The following is a 20,104-nucleotide window of genomic DNA, read 5'->3' as shown; positions in this document are numbered from 1 at the left end:
TCGTCCCCGCGAACTCCCTTCGCCCCCAGACCCCCTTCGAGCCAGACACCGAAGGAGAGAAATCCCCCACTCATCCGCCGGTCGGCTGTCAGCCCCCTCATCCCTGCCGACCTGCCACTCATCCCGCCCATCAGCCGGACCGCCCCCCTGTCCCTGCCGAGCAGCCACCCATCCTTCCAGCGTTTCACAAACCTTTCAATTACCCACATCTTGTTCGGCAAGCATCACACCGAACACAATGTCCGTCAATCGGACCATCCCTCGCCAGATCACCTTGTTCCCTGGCGGGCGGTCGTTGCGCCGCCCGATATACCCTCCCAGACGCGCAAGCATGATCACATAGCGCTCCACTGAACGGGGCATGTCCCTGATCTTGCCCGTATTCGATATCTTCGCGTCCAGCACCCGCATCTCTGTTTCCGTGAAGACCAGCTCTGGCCTTTCTTCTGGACTGGTGCGATTGAACATCGTCAGCCAGAGAATGCGCCAGCTCAGAATGCAGTAGATCGCAATCAGGTTGCTCAACCGGTCAGCCGTACGCAGCAGAGCCTCCTCCGCCTTGCATCCAGACTTCAGAACCTTGTGAAACGTCTCGATCTTCCAGCGCATCGCATACCAGTCCAGCTTCTCGATGGCCTGCTGCCGTGAGCGAACCGGCATGTTCGTGATCAGTTTCCAGTCCAGCGGTTTCCTGCCCTTCGGTACGTTCCGTTCCCGCGCATGCAGTACCGTGAGTTCCAGATCGGGATAGTGTTTTTGCTTGGCTGTGGGAGGCCTGACCCTGATGTGCCGGTAGCGCAGTTCCAGTACGGCATGGCAGAGCTTGCCCTTCTTGTCGCGAAACTCGACCTGATGCAGCCCCTTGACGGCAACTTCGGCCATCTCGTCGGCAATTGTATGCTTTCCGTCTCCAGCCAGTCGGTCTACGCACGTCCGGAAGAGAAACTTTGCTCCCTGTTGATGAGCAGTGCAGAACAGCTCGTAGATATCGGCCTCGCGGTCCCCAATGTGCACACAGCGTGACGCATCGCCGCACAACGCCGTGGACTGACCCACGTTCTGCAGCCACCGGTAGCTTTCCTTCTCCTCGATCGGAATCCGGGTGGGGTTGATCCTGTTCTTGAGCGCCTGTGTGCCCTTGAACTGCTTGCGACTCCAGAACTTCAGCCCCAATGGCAACCCCTGTAGCGTTATTGCCAGACTTGAATGCATCATGACACCGCACACACGGTAGCGGATCGTCTTGCCTGTCACATCCTTTCGGGCAGAGGGCATTTCTCTGGTGTAGCCGATGGATTCCGGATCCTCCCGGTCGTACGAAAACTCTGTCGTGTCGTGCAGAATCAGTATGGGGCCATCCGCTGCCCGAATCCGTCTTGCCGTCGCCTTCATGTGCCCGGACAGAATGGCATGTTCATCCACCCTGTCATTGGACAGAAACCGGTAGGCGGCCTTGATGCTGGCCCAGTCCTCACATGCGGTGGGAATGGTGCTCCCGACCTGTGCGCCCAGACCTCCCATCAAGCTGTGCAACCTGCTCCCGAGACGTTGGTCCGGAAACTGGCAACCGGACACCTCCTCGGCAACCCACTCCCTGCCCACATCTATCCTGTCGCTATCCGCTGACCGGCCTCGTGCTCCCATCGATGCCACCTCCGCGCCCTGGGGCGATGACCCGCTATTGTCAAGTGCCCCTCATGTGTAAAGCCTACCACCTGTCATTAGCTTTGGGTTGAGATGTGGGTAATCGAAAGTTCACAAACACCACATCCTGCCCAGAATGCGCGTGACTTTTTCACGACATCGCCCTGGGAGCCTCCCGGCCAGACTGCAGTTCGCTGCAGCCTGTTCCGGCCCGAGGATTCCGGACGGTCCATGAACGGCACGGCGTTTCCGATGGCCTGCACCGGCCCGCCGTGCAGCCCACCTCCCTGCCGGAATCCCTTCTGGTAACCGCCGAAGTCATCGCAGACCAGGACGCTCCTCCAATCATCCAGCAAGCCCGGGCCTTCTCGCAGGTCCGGTTGTCGCCAAAGTGGTAGGCCACCGCCCAGTTACCCTCTTTCGCGCCGGGTACGAAAGTCCACAGCCAGCCCTTGTCGGCCTTCCTGGGTGCCTCCGATGCAGCGGCACGCCAGCGCTCCAGCGTCGCCACCGAGATGTGCGGTTCCTGCGACACCAAATCCACCGAAACGCTCCCCGGTGGCAGCAGCCGGGCTACCTCTATCCTTGAATGCCTTTGCATATCTGGTCACGTTCCTTGTCCTGTTTCGCCCTCGGGTTATGGACGTATATCCATCGGACACCAATTCTGACCTATAAGACATGCGTAGAATCAGGACATTCCCTAACATCAACGAAACGCGCAATAACTTTGTTAACATAGAAACACGTTCGGATAACAACCAAACGGAGGGGATACCAAATGAAAACATGGGAAGAGTACCGCACCTCACTGATAAAGCATGGCAAAGAATGTGTTCTTCAAAACAGATTACTTGTCGAAACTCGGCAAAAGGAACTTGAAGCCTGGATGCAAAAAGCATTCGCTCAATTTGCCCACACGATTTCAGACAAAAATTTTCCATGTCCATTTGGACAGAAATCCTGGGCAAAAGGAAGTACACTATTTCTTTTCGTCTAGGAGCCCAATGATTTTTCGAACCTCCTTCGTGGAATGATCGAATACACCAATTTCACAAAGTCAACCCCCATCGACAATCGCATCCTATGCCCGTTGGTTGTATTTTTTTGCGACACAGGACAATTTGCAAGATCCGAAAGATATACCATCGCATGGAACGCTCTGGAATGGATTCACATTCACGACCCCGAAAAATGGCCTGATGAGATTCCTGACGACCCAGATAATCCAGCATGGTGTTTTTGCTTTAATGGTGTTCAGCTTTTTATAAACATGAGCTCCGGAGAGCACAAACGCCTGAGGAATCGCAATCTTTGTGACTTCATGACACTCGTGATCAATCCACGAGAGAATTTTGATGCAGTAGCAAGCCTGAATACCAGGCAAGGTCGGCTATTGAGAGAAAATATACGAAGACGTCTGGAGAAGTACAATAACGGTTTCGTCCCACCAGAACTCGGTTTCTACGGCGAAGAATCCAACAAGGAATGGAAGCAATATCAGCTGGAAGAAGAAGGAATGAGGAGGCCAGACCGCTGCCCATTCAGCCACGTAAGTCACTCAAGGAAACAACGGCATGCAGATTGACTACGGTATTACCGCCATTTATGTAGCCTCGGTCGTGACCATGATTGCCCTTCCCGGTCCCGTCATGCTGCTGGTTACAGGCGCACGGCTGGCAGGAGGCCCCCGGCAGGCACTTCGTACCATCTTCGGCACGAATGCAGCATCGCTGGTTCTCATCGCCTTGTCCGCACTGGTACTCAAAGGCATCTTTTCGGTCAATGAAACGGCATTTGACCTGCTAAAACTTGCTGGGGGGTGCTATGTGGGCTGGCTGGGCTGGGATATGCTCCGCGCAGCACGCGACGTGCATGACGAATCACAAGCTCTGCAGAACCTGCGTACCGGCGGGTTTATCAAGGGCTTTGCCATGGCCATCTCGAACCCGAAGGACATCATTTTCTTCGCCTCGTTCTTTCCCCAGTTCATCAATGTCACGCCCGAGTACAGCCAGAGCCTTGTCGTGCTGACGGCCCTGTGGATCATTCTGGACTTTGCGACGCTGATGCTGGTTTCCCATATGGTCAGCCGCCTGCTAAAACCCAGCATGCATCAGGTAATGCTCAGGATTTCGGGGGTCCTGCTGATGTTGATCGCCCTGGGCAGCATGATGATGACACTGAAGTCTCTCGTCTGACCAGACACTTGTCCCCATTCATCCGCCGGTCGGCTGTCAGCCCCCTGATCCCTGCCAACCGGCCACTCGTCCCGCCCATCGGCCGGACCGCCCCCCTGTCCCTGCCGAGCAGCCACCCATCCTTCCAGCGTTTCACAAACACCACATCCTGCCCAGAATGCGCGTGACTTTTTCACGACATCGCCCTGGGAGCCTCCCGGCCAGACTGCAGTCCGCTGCAGCCTGTTCCGGCCCGAGGATTCCGGACGGTCCATGAACGGCACGGCGTTTCCGATGGCCTGCACCGGCCCGCCGTGCAGCCCACCGACACGCCCACGCTGGATCATGAAGAACCTCCCCCTGGCCTCGCGGACTGCTGCCCGACCGGCACACGTCCCTTCTGGCCACACCGCATCCCTCCTGCCCCTGGCAGACAGCACCAGCATCACCTCCTCTGTCTCCCTGCGCCAGCCGGCCCACGCCGTGCCGCGCAGCCTGACCCTTGGCGCCCTGGTGCTCAGCGCCAGCCTGCTGGCCGCCTGCGGCGGCGGCGGTGCAGACAGCCAGACCGGTTCAGCCCCCAGCCCGGTATCGGGCGGCACCATGATCGCCGCCCATGGCGACCTGGGCGGCCTGCTGGCCGGCGATTCGGGCACACCCAACGAACCCGACACAGCCGACAGCATCCCTGACGGCAGCAACGCTACGGGCACGGCCGCCTACACGGCAGCAGCCCAGCTGGCGGACGGCCACGATGCGGCTGTGGCCGACACCCACCAGGGCAGCCAGGCCCAACAAAGTGGCAGCGCCAGCTCACCCGCCCTTGCTACAGGCAACGGTATGGAGGTGCCTTCAGGCACCACGGGCGAGATCATCCCCGTCATGCCCGAGGACGACATCTGGTTCCCCGAAACCGGCAGCACGGAAAACGTCGCAGCCGCCCGGAACATCCAGACCAAGGCGACCCAGGGCAAGACCACCACGGCACCGATCATCGTCCGCGCCCCCGCCTTCGGTCCCGCCGGCCAGATCGTGCGCGTGGGCACCCCCATCACCCGCGTGGTGGGCCTGTACAAGAATGGCAAACCCGTTGCCGGCTTCCGCACGCGTGACGGCGTGGACATCCCCAACGGCCGCCAGGCCACCTACACCCCTACCGAAGCCGACATCGGCAAGACGCTGGTCTACCGCGAAAAAGTCCGCAACCCCAGCACCGGCGAAGAAACCTGGGCCTACAGCGCCCCGGTGAAGGTGGTGGCTGCCACGGCCACCCCGGGCAGCACACCCGCCGCCAGCACCGGCAGCAGCCAGACCACCACGCAGGCCAGCAGCCAAACCCCTGCGCAGACGGGCAGCCAGGGCGGCCGTACGGAAAGCGCGCAAAGCGCCAGCCAGAAGGCAGCCGCCAGCCAGCCGCCGGTAGCCAGCCGCACCCCGCTGATTGCCGGCGGCAACACCCGCATCCGTGCCGGCGTAGCCGTCAAGGCCACGCCGGGCACCTACCAGCACGGTCAGGTCACGCAGCGCCAATGGCTGCGCAATGGCCAGCCCATCGCCAATGCCACGCTGGACAGCTACATCCCCGGCAAGGATGACGTGGGCCAGAAACTGTCCTACGTCGAAACCATCCGCAACCCGGCCAGCGGCCAGACCATCACGGTACAGTCGCAGCAGGCACAGGTGGTGGGTGCGCGTTACCCCTCCATTCACCAGCAGCCCAGCACCAGCGCGGTCAACAACACGGCCATGCAGGGCCAGAAACTGGTGGGCAAAACCGGCGTTTACCAGTGGGGCCACCTGCACATCAATTACTGGCTGAAAAATGGCCAGGTGCTGACCGGCGGGGCCGAGTACACGCCCACCGATGCCGACGTGGGCGCCACCATCGTCTACACCGAGAAAATCATCGGGGTCGATGGTGACGAGGTCTACCTGTCTGCCCCCGCCGTGAAGATCGTGGCCGCCCAGGTGCAGCCCGTTGCCCAGCCCACACCCCAGCCGGTTGCCCCCGCGACCAGCCATGGCCAGCAGGGCAGCAGCGCATCGGGCAACGGCGCGAACAAGACCGGCAACCTGCTGGTTCCGGGCACGGGATCGCAGGGGTCATCGGCCAGCGGCAACGGCAACGGCAACGGCAACGGCAGCAATTCTGGCAGCAGCCATGATTCAGCCAACAACGGCAGTTCGGGCAGTAGCCATACCGGCAGCCAGCAGGACCGCAGCGGCACGCCATCCTCACAGAACGGCAGTACCGCAAACAACGGCCACAGCGATTTCCGTGCCACGTCGGCCAGCCAGGACATCTGCGCCCCGGTACTGTCGCGCAACCTGCCGCTGAAAAAAGGCCAGGAAACCACCCAGGTTCCCGACCGCAGCATTCCAGCCACCGGCGTGGCTGCGCAGGAACCGGTTTACAACACCTGCCAGGTGCGCGTCACCCACAACGGCCAGAACAGTGCCAGCGAAAAACGCCACCGCAGTGATTACTCGCGCCGTCAGGCCTTCAACGCCGACAGCAGCAAGTTCCTGATGTACGCCTCCGACGGCTACTGGCACCTGTACGACGCCCACACGGCCAAATACGAAAAAGTGCTGAACGGTCCAGCCGGCGATGCCGAACCGCAATGGCACCCCACCAACCCGAACATCCTGTACTTCGTGCCCAACAATGGCCTGGGCATGACCATCAACGAGCTGAACGTGGCCAGCGGCCAGCGTCGCGTGGTGGGTGACCTGGGCGCACGCCTGAAGAGCTTCTGGCCCAATGCCGCCACCGCCTGGACCAAATCGGAAGGCGCCCCGTCGAAGGATGGCCGCTACTGGTGCCTGATGGTGGACAACACCGCCTGGCAGGGCGTGGGTGTGGTCACCTGGGACATGAAGGAAGACCGCATCATCGGCCACATGAACCTGGACTCCCGTCCGGACCATGTCAGCATGAGCCCCTCCGGCAACTACTGCGTGGTTTCGTGGGCCTACAACGGCATGGGCACCCGCGCCTATACCCGCGACTTCACCAGCCCGCACAACCCGGCCGTCTCGTCGCAGCCCTACGTGCAGCTGCACACCGAATCCGAACACTCGGACCTGGCCCTGAACAAACAGGGTGAGGACGTGTATGTGGCGGTGGACTACCAGTCCAGCACCGGCGACGTGTTCATGGTCAACCTGAAGAGCGGCAAGCGTACCAGCCTGTTCCCGACCTACGGGGCCGGCACGGCCACCGCGCTGCACATCTCCGGCAAGGCCTACGACAAGCCGGGCTGGGCACTGGTATCCACCTATGCCGAGCACAATGCCAGCAACCCCAGCGCCAGCATCCGCAACACCTCCCTGCAGCAGTGGTTCCACCGCAAGGTGTTTGCCGTGAGCCTGGAAGAAAACCCGCAGATCCGTCCGCTGGCCCACGCCGACAGCACCGCCCGCTCCGAATGGGCCGAGGACGCCTACTGGGCCGAACCGCAGGCCACCGTCAACCGCGACTTCACCCGCGTGCTGTTCAACACCAACCTCAACAGCCCGCAGCTGAAAGACATCGAAACCTACATGATCGGCCTGAACAAGGGGGCGCTCGACAAGTAAACACCTGAATGACCAGATAATTTTCGGCAACCCAACCGGGCCGGTGGATTCACGGAGAACCACCGGCCCTTTTCTTTCCTTCACCCACCCGAGCCCCGAAGAGCGAGCTGGCATCCTGCTGGAACTGCACCGCGCCCGTGAAGACAACAGCCTCTGCGTGCGCTCCTGCTGCCCCGAGATGCGCCGCCCTCACCCTCGCGCTCGCGCTCGCGAAGGTAATTTCCAGCCCCCACATGAAACATTTCACATTTTCTGATATACAGAAGACCCTCACCCCGGCATGACGGCCATGTGAGGCGTAAGCTGTCATAGTGCACAGAACGGATGCACAGCGAGTGGTAGTCTGATCCGTTCCCCTGACCCACTGGCTTTCTGGCGCCCCCGATGATGTCCAGTTTCCGCATCCTTTCGCTTGGTCACAAGCGTCCCGTCACGCGCACGGCGCTCTTTCTTGCCCTGGGTATCGGCCTTGCGGCCTGTGGTGGAAGCGCCGGTCATGGCACCAGCCCGCTCACCCCCGAACAGAACCAGCCGGGCAGCGGTGGCATCGGCAAAACCGGCAGCGGCAGTACCGGAACGGGAAACGACGCCAGCAATGGCTCCGGCCGTGACGGGCAAGGCACCACCCCCGGCCAGCAGCCCGGCACCGGCAACACACCTCTCCCCGGCAGCACTGCCCAGCCAGGACAGAACCTGCCCGCCCCCGGCACCAGCCCGGGCACCACCCCCCCCCTCGCAGGCCGGCGGCCCGCAGCTCTGCGACGCCATCCTGCCCGGCGTCAACCCGCTCGTTGCCGGCACGGCAATCACGCCCATACCCGATAGCCCGCGTCCAGACTATCTGGTTCCCACGCAGGATCCCGCCTTCCGCAGCTGCGTCGTGCGCGTGACCGACAACCAGGCCCGCCAGCAGACGGAACAGACACCCAACCTGCGCAACGACTATTCCCGCCGCCAGGCCTTCAACACCGACAGCAGCCGCTTCCTGCTCGAAGACACGGCCGGCTTCTGGCACGTGTTCGATGCCCGCACGGGCCAACCGCTGCAGGTGCTCGACAACCTCACCGGCGACGCCACACGGCTGGCCGGCGACGCCGAACCCTTCTGGCACCCCACCGACCCGAACCGCCTGTACTTCCTGCCCACCAACGGCCTGGGCATGCAGATTTTCCAGCTCGACCTGGGCACCCGTACCGTCACCACCGTGGCCGACATGGGTCCCCAGATCCGCCAGGTCTGGCCCGATGCCGACATGGCCTACACCAAGGCCGAAGGCTCGCCCTCGGCCGACGGCCGCTACTGGTGCCTGATGGCCCGCCATTACGACGACGCCGGCAGCCAGCCCATGCGCGGCGTGTTCACGTGGGACCTGCAGGAAAGCCGCCTGGTCGGCACCCTGGCCATGGACAGCGCCCCCGATCACGTCAGCATGAGCCCCAGCGGCCGCTACTGCGTGGTCTCCCACGAGAAGGCCTCCGGCCCCGGTACCCGCGCCTACAACCGCACCTTCAGCGCCCCCTACAACGAGCAGATCACCGCCGGCTACCTCCAGCTGCACGAAAACTCCGAGCACTCCGACATCGCCTTCAACCGGCAGCTGCAGGATGTCTACGTCGCCATCGACTACCAGAGCAACACCGGCGATGTGTTCATGCACAACCTCGACACGGACAGACGCACCACGCTGTTCCCCACCTATCTGGACCGTACCGCGTTCTCCATCCACGTCTCGGGCAAGGCCTACGCCCGGCCCGGCTGGGCGCTGGTCACCACGTACGGCGAATACCATGCCGACGCCATGGACAGCGTCCTGCCACCGGAACAGCGCCAGTGGCCGCATCGCAAGATGTTCGCCGTCAGCCTGGACGAGCAGCCCCAGGTCCGGTCCATTGCTGCCATTCACCCCAACGTCTACCAGTACGAAGACGAACCGCACGGCACCGTCAACCGCGACTTCACCCGCATGCTGTTCAACTCCACCTGGGACGGCGGCAGCGTGAACGACATGGAAGTGTTCATGGTGGCCGTGCCATGCGACGCACTGGACCAGCCGTCCTGACTCAAGCCGTCGCCGGTGCGCTCCCTCCAGGCATCCCGAACCGCCATGGGCACAGGCCCCTGTTTGTAACATACAATTTACATTACCGGGCACACGCCGGCACACCTGCAGGCCCTTTCTCCTGGCGCTTTGCCCATGGTTTTGGGGTGTTTTCTGTTGTTCATACAACACAAAACCGTCAATCATGTGTGCGAAAAGAGACAATATTTCGCGTTCGTGCAATCTTTATCTTGACGGCGCAAAGCTTCGCCATATACACACCGTATACGAAACAATTACATAACAGACAAATACATCTGCTGAATCATGTGTAAACTTTATCGTAGTTACGTAACTCAACCGCGATTCCACGCGCCGCCATGGCGCCACGCAGGGTGCTGCTGATACGGAGTGCCCCCGAACGGTTTCAGGAATATTTACCCAAGGCCCATCGCGCCCCCGCGCCCGGAGCGCTTTGGCGGCCTGTCCAGAGAACCGTCCCCGGAGGCCTCCCGGGATCGCCTGATTTACCCCCTCAGCCTCCTTGACCATGCAATCGCAAAACTTCGAGCAGCGCGCCGCCGGCGCCCTGTGCCGCGACGCGTCGCGCCCGGCCACCCCAGCTTCCACCACCATCACCGCCATGGCGGCCGACACCGCAGAAACCACCACATCCTCCGTCACCGTGGCTCACACCCCGACACGGGCCAGCACACTGCGCGCCCCCAAACCCGCCGTGCGCAGCCGTCGCCGCCCCGGCTGGCTGGCACTTGCCTCCCTGACCGCCGTGCTGTCGCTGGCTGCCTGCGGCGATGGCGGCACCGGCAGTGATGCTGCCGGCCAGAGCAGCACCAGCGGCAAGGCCGTCTCCCCCGCCGAAAGCACCACGGCCGGCGCGGACACATCGCTGGCGCCGTCTACCCTGGCCACGGCAGACACGGAAAGTGCCGCGGCACCAGTGTCGGGCCATCTTCAGACCAAGGCCCTGCCGGCCATTGCCACCGCCGGCAGCCCCTGCGACACCATGCTGGCCGCCACCAGCGCCATGCTTCCGGCCACCTCGGCCGCGCAGGTGCAGGCCACCGCCCGCCCGTCGTACCTGATGCCCACCCTCGACAGCCTGCACCGCAGCTGCGTCGTGCGCATCACCAACAACCGCGCCCAGGGCGATTCGGTCATCCAGCGCAACGACTACTCGCGCCGCCAGGCCTTCAACGCCGACAGCAGCCGCTTCCTGCTGAACAACACGCAGGGTTTCTGGCTCCTGTACGACGCCCGCAGCGGCCGCCAGCTCGAAGTGCTGAGCAACCTGCAGGGCACGGCCGACCGTCTGGCCGGTGATGCCGAACCCTTCTGGCACCCGACCAACCCCAATCTGCTCTACTTCATTCCCACCAACGGCGTGGGCATGCGCATCTACCGCCTCGACCTGCGCACGCACACCGTCACCACGGTGGCCGACATGGGCGCTCAGATCCGCCGCATCTGGCCCGACGCCGACATGGCCTACACCAAGGCCGAAGGCTCTCCGTCGGCCGATGGCCGCTACTGGTGCTTCATGGCGCGCCACTATGCCAACAGCAGCAGCCAGCCCATGCGCGGCGTGTTCACGTGGGATCTGGACCAGCATCGCATCGTCGGCCACCTGGCCATGTCGGATGCGCCCGATCACGTCAGCATGACGCCCACCGGCCGCTACTGCACCGTCTCGCACGATACCGCTGCCGGTACCCGTGCCTACAACCGCACCTTCAAGGCCCCCTACAACGGCAACATCCGTGGTCAGTACCTGCAGCTGCACAGCAAATCGGAGCACTCCGACATTGCCTTCAACAAACTGATGCAGGACGCGTATGTGTCGCTCGACTACCAGAGCGACAAGGGCGAAGTCTTCATGGTCAACCTCGAGGACGGCAAACGCACCCCGCTGTTCAACTCCTACATCGACCGGACCGCCATGGCCTTCCACGTTTCCGGCAAGGCCTATGCCAAACCCGGCTGGGTGCTGATGTCCACCTACGGCGAACACTACGGTCCGGCACCGACCCAGCGCCTGAGCAACCTGAAATGGCCGCACCGCCGCATGTTTGCCGTCAGCCTGAACGCCAACCCGGACATCCGGGCCATTGCCAGCGTGCAGGCCAACGTCTATCGCTACGAGGATGAACCGCACGCCACCACCAACCGCGACTTCACGCGCATGCTGTTCAATTCCACCTGGAACGGCAGCAGTACCCGCGACATGGAAGTGTTCATGGTTGCCATCAAACCAACGGCGCTGGACAAACGCTGATCCACGCCGAACAATGGGATCGACAGATCCCTGATGTCCCCCGATGGTTTTCGGCTCCCGGAAACCCGGGGGAACTTTCCGGGCGCGTCATGGACCAGCAGGCTCCTGATGCGCTCCAGGGGGCCTCTGCAGAATGTTGTGGAAGCTCCTCAGGGCTGCAGGGCACCCGTACCGGCTGCAATACGCACCGGTCACGGAAAAGCCGGCAGCCCTTTCTTTTTGCCGTTCCCGGTCGCATTTCTGGCCGCATTCCCGGTCACGCCGATCCCTTTCGCCGCCCTGACCATTCGTTGCAAAAATACGTGCCTTCCATCGCCCGGCACTTTCTCCCCTCTCCGTTCGTGGCCATAGTCCCGACATTTTCATCCGGACCAAAGCCGCACGGGACACCCGGGGCGCAAAACACACGCAACACGGATCACATACCCTCCCCACCGGCAGCGACTCCCGGAAACTTCTTCCCAGTCATACCCACTGACATGACATCCAGTCTCTCTCCCCGCACGTTCAGGCCGGCCGAACATCATGCCTCGCGCATGCCCGGCGTCCTGTCGGCCACGGCCGTCCTGCTGACCCTGTGCCTGTCGGCCTGCGGTGGTGGTGGCTCCGGCAGCAGCGCTCCCGACAGCCAAGGCGCCGGCAAAGGCACCACGCCGCCGCTGTCCGTCAATCCCGGCCAACCCAATCAGCCTGCGGGCAACGACAGCGGCAACGGTAACGGCACCGGCGGCAACCAGGCCGGCAGCAACGTCACCGGAAATCAGAACGGCACCGGCAATTCGACTCCCAATGGCAATACCGACAATACCGGCAAGGGCGGTAGCGAAGGCTCAGGCAATGCCCCTGTAAAACCGGGCAGCGACAACGCCGACAAGGGCAGCCAGGATGGCGTACAGAACGTGGACACCGGAAATGGCCATGCCACTGGAAATGGCACAGGCTCGGGCGTTGGCGGCCATGCCGGTGGTGGCCATGCAGGAGATGGCGGTAACGCAGGAGGCAACACGGGCGGCACCGATAACGGGAATGCCGCCCCCGCGCCGGGCAACAGCGGCAATGCTGGCCAGGGCGGTAGCGGTTCGGGTAATTTCCCTGTCAAGCCAGGTAACGGCAACGCCGATAACGGCGGCAATGCCGAAGGCAGCAAAAATCCCGACAACGATACGAATACCGGCGCCGGCTCTGGCAGTGACAGCGCCGGCAACGGCAGCGCAGGTGCCGGCAGCAGCAATGCAGGTGGCAGCGATGCAGGTGGCAGCGGCACCCCCATTACTCCGCCAGACGCCCAGACGCCCCCCGCACCCACGCCCCCCACCACACCCCCGGTCGTGAACAAGGCATCGGTGAGCGATCTGTGCAACCCCGCGCTGGCCAACTTTACTGCCCTGACGGCAGGCCAGGACAGGGGTGCCATGCCCGATACCCCGCGTCCGGCCGTGGGCGTTGCCACGGAGGACCCCACCTATCACAGCTGCGTTACCCGCCTGACCAGCAACCACGAAAATCAATCGAAGCAGCCCCTGCGGGTAGGCGACGGCACCCGGCTGGCCCCCAATGCCCAGCAGGCCTTCAATGCCAACGACAGCGCCTTCCTGCTGCGCACGCAGAATGGTGAATGGCACATCTACAGCCCGCAGACCGGCAACGCCATCCGCAAGCTGACGCGCATTGCCGGCGATGCCGAGCCGCAATGGGATCCCAAAGACCCCAACGTGCTTTACTACATGAATGGCGACGGTGAGGGCATGAAGCTCTTCAAACTCACCATCGACCTGTCGTCCAGCGGTACCGATACCGCCGAGGTAGCTGCAGATTTTGGTGCAGAAATCAGAAAAATCTGGCCCACTGCCACCCATGCCCGCATGCGGGGCGGCGCCCCCTCCTTCGACGGCAACACCTGGTGCCTGATGGCCGACCAGAAAAATGGTGACAACTGGAAAACCCTCGGCCTGTTCACCTGGAACCTGAAGGAAGGCAAACTGCTGGGCAAACTGGCAAACGCGCCCGCCTCACCGGAATACGTAACTACCAGCCCCAGCGGCAGCCACTGCGTGGTGCAGTATCCATTTTCGCAGGGCATCACGGCATACCGGAGCAATTTTGCAACCCCCTACAGCGACTCGGTCGCCTCCCAGGGACTGCAGATTGCCCAGAACGTCTACATGAAATACCCCGACGTAGCCCGCAACAGCAAGGGTGAAGACGTTTATGTGGGCTTCGATGTATTCAGTACCCCGCACACGGTCTACACCGTCAACCTGACTTCGGGCAAGTCTGATAAAACCACGCTGCTCGAAACCGGCTTTGGCGACAACACCGATGTCGGCGTGCAGATTTCCGGCCGCGCCAGCAACAAACCGGGCTGGATTCTGCTCACCACCTTTGGCGAACAGGACCAGGGTGTGCACAACCTGAAGGGCGACGACGCCAAACGCCGGTGGTTCCACCGCAAGCTGTTTGCAATGAACATCGACACCAAAGCGGTTCTGTCGGTTGCCAACAACCATCACGACTGGACCGGGGACAGCAGCCAGAACACCACCTGGCCCCGCCCCAACGGCACCGTCAACCGCGACTTCACCCGCATGCTGTTCGACTCCAACTGGAACAGCATGAATGCCAACGACGTGGATGCCTATCTGGTCGAAATTCCGTCTGGTGCCGTCCCTGCTGCGGCAGGTGCCAACCAATGACGCGACCGTGAGCAGCCATGCCATCCGGCCCGTGGCTGGATGGCATGGCCACAAACGCTGACATCAAACGCTCCAACATAAAACACTGACATCGAACGCTGACGTCAAACGCTGGCATATTCGTATACCAGCGCCCCCCATGAAAATCGCCCGCCCCGTTCATCAACGGCAGCGGGCGATTTTCATGCCAGCACACAGACAGGCCGGGATGCCGGCCGACCGCGTCGAACACTGCCCCCCGGCGAAGGTCACGTCGTGAAAGTCACGTCAGCCCAGTCACGCGCTCCCCGCTGTCAGTACAGTCAAGCGCGTCCCCGCAGCCGGTAGTACCACACCCCCATCAGCTCGTGCAGCATGGCACGTGCATTCCACGGTGCCCCGTTGTTCGGGAACCAGGCCGCCCAGGTGGGCGCCTCCAGCTGGCGATAATCGCTGCACAGCGGCACCGGATCGATCCCCACCGAACGGGCCACCGCCATCGAGCGGTGCATGTGCAGCGCACTGGTCACCAGCAGCACACCCTTTTTCGGGTCGAGCCCTTCCTCGTGCAGAATGCGGGCCGCACCGTGGATATCCTCCCAGGTCGTGCGGCTCATCGGCACCACACGAATGGCCTCGTCCGGCACGCCCATGTCCAGCGCCACACGGCGCATGTCGGACGACAGCGCATATTCCGGTGCCGATGCAATGCCGCCCATCAGCAGCAGCAGGCCCCCGGTACGGCGCCAGGCCTCGATACCGGCCCGCAGCCGCATGTAGCCGCCCTGGTCCAGCCGGGCCTGTCGGCCGTTGGGTGCTTCCGCCCCGCTGGATGGCACGATCACCGCCTGAATCCGCAACGGCTCGTTCGCCGGCAGCGCCTGCGTGGCCAGCGCCACATCACCCGCCGGGATGCACATGCCGTTCACGTCGGGCATGTGCGTGAAGGTGGCCACGGCCGAAGCCGGCCCTGCCCCCAGATCACCCAGCGCTTCCTGCGCGCCCATGACCGCACCGCTGAGACTCAGCCCCGGCACCGGCTGCTCTACCCGCGCAGCCAGTGCGCCCCAGGCACCCGCCCGGGCCGGCGCAGCTGCAGCCTGCGACAGGGATACAGCCGCCTGGGCCGCGGCCACTCGCGTACCGGCTGCACCGCTGGCACCAGCCGCACCACGCGTGCCGGCAGCAACCTTCTCACCCATTGCGCCCTTCGTACCAGCCGCGCCCTTCGTACCCGTTGCGCCCTTCGTACCTTTTGCACCTGCCGCAGCCTTCGCCGCACCGCTACCCTTTACGCTGGTGCGGGCATCTGCCACCTGTTTCTGGCCCCGGGTACCGCGGCCGCCCTGTTTCGTGCGCTCACCATGCCGCGCCCCCTTGCCGTCACGGCGAGCCGCGCCATCAGGCGCACCCTTTTTCCCCTTGTGCCCGGCCGCGCCCCGATCCCCCGTGCGCTGACCGGCGCGTCCTGCCGCTGCATCGCCCTGCGTGGCCACGCCAGCAGGTGAAGAAACGGCGTTACCCGCCTGACGGGCCGCACTCCCCCGTGCACTCCCCCGGTCTGCCCCCCCGGAAGCACCGGCCAATGCCCCGGGTGGCGTCCCATGACCCTCCTGGTCCCCGTGCCCGCCATGAACCACATGCGGTGCAGCCAGCGGCACCTGCCCCGGCACATTGCCACCATCACCCACATTGCCGAAATCCGGTTCGTGATAGCCCAGCGCCAGCCGCTCGGAGGCCGACAGCCGCAGCAGCGGTGCCGGCGGCGCCCCCAGCGCATCGAGCTGCGCCGTCACCGGTATCGGACGCCCTTCCAGCCACTGCACCCCCAGGTTGATCACGGCCGGCGTGGACAGCGCCACGAAGGCCACAGCCACCAGCAGCCCCGTGGTCCGGCGCAGCTTCTTCGCGCGCGGAGCCGCCCTTTTCCAGATTGCAAACACCAGCCCCACCACGACGAGACTGACCGGCATCGGCAGGAACCATTCCGACGCATCACCCACCAGAAACATGGACGCTCCACTCCCTGATCATCACTGGCCATCAGACCGATCAGACCGGCCGGCACACCTGCTGGCGTGCCCCCTGTCTGCCCAACGGAAAAAGGCCGATGCTACCGCGTGCACGGCAGCAACCGGCCCCTCCAGAATATCCGGGCAAACATACCATCAATAGCGCTACAACAGGCAAAAAATCCCCTGCGACCCCCTGTCACGGGGCACATACAGAGCGTGCCTTCGGCGCCAGCCACAGCCCCGCGCCCTGCATCACATCCACGGGCCGGCGGGCGTCCGCGTCCGGCAGCGGCTGCGGAACTCACTCCGCAAAGCGTCCGTCAGGCCCTGCCCCGCAGCCGGTAGTACCAGACCCCGATCAGCTCGTGCAGCATGGCGCGCGCCTTCCAGGGGGCACCATTGTTCGGGAACCACGTTTCCAGCGAGGGCGCATCGAGCTGCTCATAATCGCTGCACAGCGGCACTGGCTCGATACCGACCGAATGCGCTACTGCCAGTGAACGCTGCATGTGCAGCGCACTGGTTACCAGCAGCACCTCGCGGGCAGGGTCCATCCCCTCCTCACGCATGATGCGGGCCGCACCGTTGATATCCTCCCAGGTGGTCCGGCTGTGAGAGACGGTACGAATGGCCGAGGCTGGTACCCCCATATCCAGGGCCATCCGGCGCATGTCGGTCGACAGCGCATATTCCGGCGCCGATCCCACGCCCCCCATCAGGAACAGCAGCCCCCCGGTACGCCGCCAAACCTCGATCCCAGCCCGCAGGCGGTGATATCCATCCTGATCCAGCCGTGCCTGCTTGCCATTGGGCGGCGAATCACCACTGGACGGCACGATCACCGCCTTTGGACGCAGCGGCCCGCTGGCTGGCAGGGCATGCGTCACCGTGGCAACATCCCCCGCCGGCATGCACATGCCACCGACATCGATGTTGCCACGCATCACCGGCGCACCCATATCAGCCCGTGCCACTGCGCCCTCCCCCAACCTGCCAGCAGACTGCCCGGCTGCCGCCAGCCGTTCAGAAATCGACTGCCGCTCGACCGGCGCAGGCGGTACCCCCAGGGCATCCAGCTGATGTGCCACCGTACGTGTCGGTCCTTCCAGCCACCGCACACCGAGATTGATCACAGCCGGCGTGGACAGCGCATAGAACAGCATCGCCACCAGCGATCCGGCCGCAAAGCGCAGCTTTCTGGCATTGGGCCAGAGCCTTTTCCAGATGACAAAAACCAGCCACACCAGCACGAGACTGGCCGGCATGGGCAGCAGCAGCTCGGACTCGTCTCCCAGCAGGATCATGAATACACAGAACTCCATCAGAAGGTGGGTGTCGTTTCCCGGACACCATAAGACAAGGGGCCGGCCCCACCACGGTTACGCAGCAGCAGCCGGCCCCTTCCAGAGAAGACCATGACCGGCCTTCTCTCCCAGCGGGCAAAATACCATCAACGGGACGCTCCCGGCCGGAAAGACCCGCCATCGTACTCGCTGTCATGAAGACTTTGTTACCCCCGCGTCATCACGACAGCTGCCCCCGGCTTCATCCTCCCTGTTTCCTTCCGTTCCGGCTTCATCCTCCCTGCTTCGTCACCTTCTGCAACCAGGCCCGCACCCGCGCGATGTAGACGCGCTGGCCATGCAGCGTCGTCATCGTATGGTCGATGTCCGGCAGGAAGTCACACTGCACGCCCTCGCGCAGCGCAGTACGGTCGTCCGCCGCCAGCGGCGCGGCCTTCATCGTGTCCTCGAACTGGCTGGCATGGTTGTAGCGCTGCAGGATGCTGCCGGTGAACACCAGATAGCTGGGGCAGCCCGCGCGCACCCGGGCGGCCAGCCCCTCGCCAAAGTCCGTCACCGTCACCACCGGCAGGCCGTAATCGACCGGCGTTTCGGGCACGGCCCCGTGACCCTCTGCACGCGCCTCGCGCAGCCGCTGCAGCCGGCCCAGCACCGCCTTGCGCAGCACCGGCCAGGTCAGCGTGCGCAGCCGCAGCCCCCAGCGCAGCAGCTGCGTGCGCCGGTTGGCAAAGCTGTAGCCGTCCACCATCACCAGCCCCGCCACGCGGTCATCGTCCGGCGCATACTGGTAGCCGTATTCGGCCCCCGAACAGATACCGGCCAGCACCACGCGCTGCACCCCGGTCTGCGCCTGCAGCAGATCGATGGCCGAGCGGATATCGCGGCTCACCTGCGCCAGCATGCCATCGGTGGCCCGGGTGCGCCCGCTGTCGCCCAGTCCGGTCAGGTCCAGCCGCAGCGACGGCAGCCCGTCTTCGGCCACTGCCCGCGCCAGCTTCACATGCACGCGGTGCGGCCCGATGCGGTGAATGACGCCGGAGTTCAGGAAGATCACGCCACACGATGCTCCAGCAGCCGGCTCCGTCAGCGTCCCGATCAGGTGATCATCCGCCCCGAACTGCACCAGCCGTTCGCAGTACCCCGGTGACACCGTGGCTGCTGGTGATGTGGCACCAGCCCGGGATTCCGGACGCGCCTGCCCTTGCGGTTTCTCCGTTGCTCCGTTCATCTCAGCCATGGAACTCCCCCTCCGACAGCCACGGCAGCAGGCGTTTCAGTGCCGCATCCGGCACCAGCGGTGTGTTCAGCGCCTCTTCCGAGGTCCAGTCGAAATCCACATCCACTGGCACCAGCGTCAGGCCGGCCGGCCGGCGGTCTTCCGGCCACGGCAGCGCGCCGTTGGCCTGCAGGGCCGCCACGTGCTGCACGGGCAGCGTGGACCAGTCCTGGCGGTCCAGCCTGCGGATGTGCCGTACCAGCCGCGGTGACAGCGCAAAGCCCATCGCCTCCGACAGGTCGGCCTCAGCCTGCTGGCGCTTCAGCTGCGCATCCGGCACCGTCGGCAGGCTGAAGGCCAGACGCAGCGCGGCCTGATGGTCCTGCCACAGCGTGTCCAGATAGGCCTGTCCCTGCACCACCGGATCCCAGCCGATCAGCCGGTCGGGTGGCGCCCCCTCGGTCAGCATGTCCAGGCGCGTGTCGCGGCTACGAGGCGAGCGGCCAGCACCGCTCACCGGCCTGTCCGTGGTCTGGCCGCCTGTCGCCTGGCTCTCCGGCACGGTTGCTTCCCCGGTCAGCGCCCCCGTATCCGGTGCGCCATCATGTCCACCAAACCGCAGCGCAGCCTGCCAGCCCACCGCAAAGCCAAGCCGGATGCCCAGCCAGCCAATCGCGTCGGTACCGGCCTTCTGGCGCAGACACTGGTGGGCAGCCAGCGCATCCAGCTGCCAGCCCTTCATCTCGCCGTCCAGGTCATCGCCGGACGAATCGCCGCACCCATGAAAATCGAAGCGCAGCACATGCACGCCCATGCGCGCCAACCGGTCGGCCAGCACGCGCAGCAGCCGGTGCGCCCGCACCGCCTCCTGTCCGAGCGGATTCAGGATCAGCACCCCGCGGCCACGCTCGGCCCCCGAGGGCGGGTGATACAGCGCAGCCAGCCGCCGGCCGCTGCCTGCCGGAATGTCGATGGGCACCATGACGGTCAACCCCCAGAGAACACAGAAAACCACGGTACGCCGCCCGCATTGCTGCGGCCACGGCGCCCCCACACCACAGTCTGCCGCCCGCGCAGCCTGCACAGGCCACGCAGCCCACGCCCCCGGGCGCAGCACAGGCCGGACAGCAAACACAACACAGCCACCAGCTGGCGCGGCA

Annotated in this window: 10 protein-coding genes and 1 pseudogene; 6 read left to right on the top strand and 5 right to left on the bottom strand. The window is 63.9% G+C overall.

Annotated elements, in window-relative coordinates; translation table 11 throughout:
* Positions 1–195: 195 nt before the first annotated feature.
* Positions 196–1,644 (bottom strand): IS4 family transposase, encoded by a 1,449-nt coding sequence (locus EHV23_RS10815; RefSeq protein ID WP_125096082.1) that lies wholly within the window; start codon positions 1,642–1,644, stop codon positions 196–198.
* A gap of 1,018 nt (positions 1,645–2,662) precedes the next feature.
* Between EHV23_RS10815 and EHV23_RS10810 the strand changes: the two are divergent.
* From EHV23_RS10810 to EHV23_RS10785, 6 genes and pseudogenes are all read left to right on the top strand, one after another.
* Positions 2,663–3,232, top strand: a pseudogene (locus EHV23_RS10810) (YqcI/YcgG family protein); the annotation flags it as partial.
* Complete coding sequence (locus tag EHV23_RS10805; protein ID WP_125096080.1) at positions 3,222–3,845, top strand: LysE family translocator; 624 nt, start codon at positions 3,222–3,224, stop codon at positions 3,843–3,845. The pseudogene EHV23_RS10810 and the gene EHV23_RS10805, both read left to right, overlap by 11 nt.
* Positions 3,846–4,169: 324 nt before the next feature.
* Positions 4,170–7,406, top strand: a complete 3,237-nt coding sequence (locus EHV23_RS10800; protein WP_125096079.1) for a hypothetical protein — start codon at positions 4,170–4,172, stop codon at positions 7,404–7,406.
* A gap of 595 nt (positions 7,407–8,001) precedes the next feature.
* Positions 8,002–9,465 (top strand): TolB-like translocation protein, encoded by a 1,464-nt coding sequence (locus EHV23_RS10795; RefSeq protein WP_238990424.1) that lies wholly within the window; start codon positions 8,002–8,004, stop codon positions 9,463–9,465.
* A gap of 529 nt (positions 9,466–9,994) precedes the next feature.
* Positions 9,995–11,737: a hypothetical protein gene (locus tag EHV23_RS10790; RefSeq protein WP_238990423.1), complete on the top strand. Its 1,743-nt coding sequence runs from the start codon at positions 9,995–9,997 to the stop codon at positions 11,735–11,737.
* Between the two features lie 479 nt (positions 11,738–12,216).
* Complete coding sequence (locus EHV23_RS10785; RefSeq protein WP_125096078.1) at positions 12,217–14,430, top strand: TolB-like translocation protein; 2,214 nt, start codon at positions 12,217–12,219, stop codon at positions 14,428–14,430.
* 302 nt (positions 14,431–14,732) lie between these two features.
* Here EHV23_RS10785 and EHV23_RS10780 read toward each other — a convergent pair whose 3' ends face one another.
* The 4 genes from EHV23_RS10780 to EHV23_RS10765 form a co-directional block, all read right to left on the bottom strand.
* Positions 14,733–16,421: an ElyC/SanA/YdcF family protein gene (locus tag EHV23_RS10780; RefSeq protein WP_125096077.1), complete on the bottom strand. Its 1,689-nt coding sequence runs from the start codon at positions 16,419–16,421 to the stop codon at positions 14,733–14,735.
* Between the two features lie 323 nt (positions 16,422–16,744).
* Positions 16,745–17,728: a YdcF family protein gene (locus EHV23_RS10775; RefSeq protein ID WP_158615939.1), complete on the bottom strand. Its 984-nt coding sequence runs from the start codon at positions 17,726–17,728 to the stop codon at positions 16,745–16,747.
* Positions 17,729–17,999: 271 nt separating this feature from the next.
* Positions 18,000–18,965 (bottom strand): alpha/beta fold hydrolase, encoded by a 966-nt coding sequence (locus EHV23_RS10770; protein ID WP_125096075.1) that lies wholly within the window; start codon positions 18,963–18,965, stop codon positions 18,000–18,002.
* Positions 18,958–19,926, bottom strand: coding sequence for an alpha/beta hydrolase family protein (locus EHV23_RS10765; protein ID WP_125096074.1), 969 nt, complete (start codon positions 19,924–19,926; stop codon positions 18,958–18,960). The genes EHV23_RS10770 and EHV23_RS10765 overlap by 8 nt, the downstream gene beginning before the upstream one ends.
* Between the last annotated feature and the right edge of the window lie 178 nt (positions 19,927–20,104).

This window comes from Lautropia dentalis (genome assembly GCF_003892345.1).
Classification (GTDB): Bacteria; Pseudomonadota; Gammaproteobacteria; order Burkholderiales; family Burkholderiaceae_E; genus Lautropia; species Lautropia dentalis.
This window is presented reverse-complemented; position numbering and strand designations above follow the sequence as displayed.

Coding starts and splice junctions, on each gene's coding strand:
- EHV23_RS10815 (WP_125096082.1), bottom strand. CDS start 1,644: ATGGGAGCACGAGGCCGGTCAGCGGATAGCGACAGGATAGATGTGGGC.
- EHV23_RS10805 (WP_125096080.1), top strand. CDS start 3,222: ATGCAGATTGACTACGGTATTACCGCCATTTATGTAGCCTCGGTCGTG.
- EHV23_RS10800 (WP_125096079.1), top strand. CDS start 4,170: ATGAAGAACCTCCCCCTGGCCTCGCGGACTGCTGCCCGACCGGCACAC.
- EHV23_RS10795 (WP_238990424.1), top strand. CDS start 8,002: ATGGCTCCGGCCGTGACGGGCAAGGCACCACCCCCGGCCAGCAGCCCG.
- EHV23_RS10790 (WP_238990423.1), top strand. CDS start 9,995: ATGCAATCGCAAAACTTCGAGCAGCGCGCCGCCGGCGCCCTGTGCCGC.
- EHV23_RS10785 (WP_125096078.1), top strand. CDS start 12,217: ATGACATCCAGTCTCTCTCCCCGCACGTTCAGGCCGGCCGAACATCAT.
- EHV23_RS10780 (WP_125096077.1), bottom strand. CDS start 16,421: ATGTTTCTGGTGGGTGATGCGTCGGAATGGTTCCTGCCGATGCCGGTC.
- EHV23_RS10775 (WP_158615939.1), bottom strand. CDS start 17,728: ATGATCCTGCTGGGAGACGAGTCCGAGCTGCTGCTGCCCATGCCGGCC.
- EHV23_RS10770 (WP_125096075.1), bottom strand. CDS start 18,965: ATGGCTGAGATGAACGGAGCAACGGAGAAACCGCAAGGGCAGGCGCGT.
- EHV23_RS10765 (WP_125096074.1), bottom strand. CDS start 19,926: ATGGTGCCCATCGACATTCCGGCAGGCAGCGGCCGGCGGCTGGCTGCG.